At 55.9% G+C, this 1,664-nt stretch carries 2 protein-coding genes and 2 pseudogenes; 3 read left to right on the forward strand and 1 reads right to left on the reverse strand.

Annotated features, from left to right (window positions below; genetic code table 11):
- Window positions 1-382: pseudogene (locus ACP5J3_RS14300) on the reverse strand (hypothetical protein); the annotation flags it as partial.
- Window positions 383-535: 153 nt separating this feature from the next.
- On the opposite strand from ACP5J3_RS14300, the gene ACP5J3_RS14305 reads away from it, so the two are divergent.
- From ACP5J3_RS14305 to ACP5J3_RS14315, 3 genes and pseudogenes are all read left to right on the forward strand, one after another.
- Window positions 536-754 (forward strand): hypothetical protein, encoded by a 219-nt coding sequence (locus ACP5J3_RS14305; protein WP_428496294.1) that lies wholly within the window; start codon window positions 536-538, stop codon window positions 752-754.
- Between the two features lie 26 nt (window positions 755-780).
- Complete coding sequence (locus ACP5J3_RS14310) at window positions 781-1,098, forward strand: Rab family GTPase (protein WP_428496295.1); 318 nt, start codon at window positions 781-783, stop codon at window positions 1,096-1,098.
- A 143-nt stretch (window positions 1,099-1,241) separates the two neighbouring features.
- Window positions 1,242-1,664, forward strand: a pseudogene (locus ACP5J3_RS14315) (hypothetical protein); the annotation flags it as partial.

Here is a 1,664-nt window from a genome sequence, read left to right on the forward strand (position 1 = left end):
CTACCTCAAGCCGCGTGATACGGCCGTGTTTGTCTGTACCTATTATGACGAAGGCGTCGTCGGCAATTATATTGTCTGGCAGTCTGTCGCTACGCTTGATTATCAGCACGTCGTCTACTACGCCAAGCACTGTTCTGTACTCTGGAGCTGAAGAAAGCACTGATGGACCGTCTGAGTCATCCCACTTATGCACATGCACGTCTATCTGCCACACTCCCATGTCGTCTGCGTATATGACCACCTCCCCCTTTGCAATCTTGACGGCCTTGTACTCTCCCTCTCTAAGCCTGACTGTCAGCACATCAGAGTCTTTGTCGTAAAGCGCCACTGAGACGTCCCGCCACCTGGCGCGGCCTGTGTTGACGTCCCCGCCGCGGTCCATATGCGTCATAAAGGCCGAGGCTAATAAATCTTGCGCGGAAAATATTTAAACCGCAGGTTTACTGACGGGGGGCGGCCTGCCGCCGCACTGTTGTACACAATTGAGTTGGCCGCGGCTGGGGGAAATGTTTTATACTGCGGCTGGGGTTTAGCTATGCCGTTTGACGTGTACAGCGGCACTCTTTCACAGTACGTAGACAGGCTTGTCAACATGCTGACGTCTATGACCAACAGCCCGTTTACGTTAGTCGCAACGTGGGGCACTAGCTACAAGTGGTACGCGCTTCAGTACGCAGACCCAGACGGGTACACCCAAAACAACGTATACATAATCATTGGGAGAAGCGCCCCGGCTTCTACCACGCCTATCTAAAAGGCGGCTCCTACTACATTCTAGACGTGCCGGGGCAGTACGTAGAAAAGGTGGTGGAGAGTCTTTCAAAAATGATTTTCATATTTTTCGACCACGCCCTACTCGTCTACGACCTCACTAGACACGACACCCTCCAGGCCCTATACGAAATCGCCGACAGGCTCTGCCGCTTCCACAAATGCATATCAGCCAAAGAGCTGTGGGTGGTGGGGAACAAGAAGGACCTCGCCGTGAGCCTGGGGTGGAGCACACGCCAGATTTATCTACGCTGGGTTGCCCAGAGATATGTTAAAATATCAGCAATACACGACCCATTCGACAAGATACTGGAGCTGTTGCCATGATCTGCGAATACCTCGCAAGAGGCGCCGTGTGCTCCCAGGCCTACAGAAGGTGAAGCAGGCCGGAGTTTTTCAAGAAATTAGGCCTCCCCCCGCCGGGGCCCGCGCCGAGGTGCACAGAGGTAGAGGAGGCGGCCGCCTACCTTGTGGACCACCTGCTGATTCCCTACTACGAGGGGAGGGAGGTGGCCCTCACCCCGGCGGCAGTGTCGGCGCTGGAGGCGATCTCCGCGCCGTTGCAGGCGCTTGAGGGAGAGCTCTCCGCCTACGTGCCAGAGGACCCAGTCATGGTGTACACCGGGCCGTGCGTTTTCGGCACGAGGATGAGGAAAAACGCCGTAATCACAGGACCCAGACCCATTATCGAGAGGGTAGGCGAATATCTACAAGCCCCCAGCCACCACTTCGTGGTAATTGACGAAGGCGAGCCTGAAGAGCTGGCGGAGAAATACGGCGTCCAAGCAGTGGTGAGTTGCATCGCCGCGCCCCCAGCCCCCTTGAAAAGCTACGTCTTGACATGTTGGGAAAACCAGTGGCTCGGAGAGCTACTAAGCAGGGCGCTCGGCATG

The organism is Pyrobaculum sp., from assembly GCF_049971835.1.
GTDB lineage: Archaea > Thermoproteota > Thermoprotei > Thermoproteales > Thermoproteaceae > Pyrobaculum.

Coding starts and splice junctions, on each gene's coding strand:
- ACP5J3_RS14305 (WP_428496294.1), top strand. CDS start 536: ATGCCGTTTGACGTGTACAGCGGCACTCTTTCACAGTACGTAGACAGG.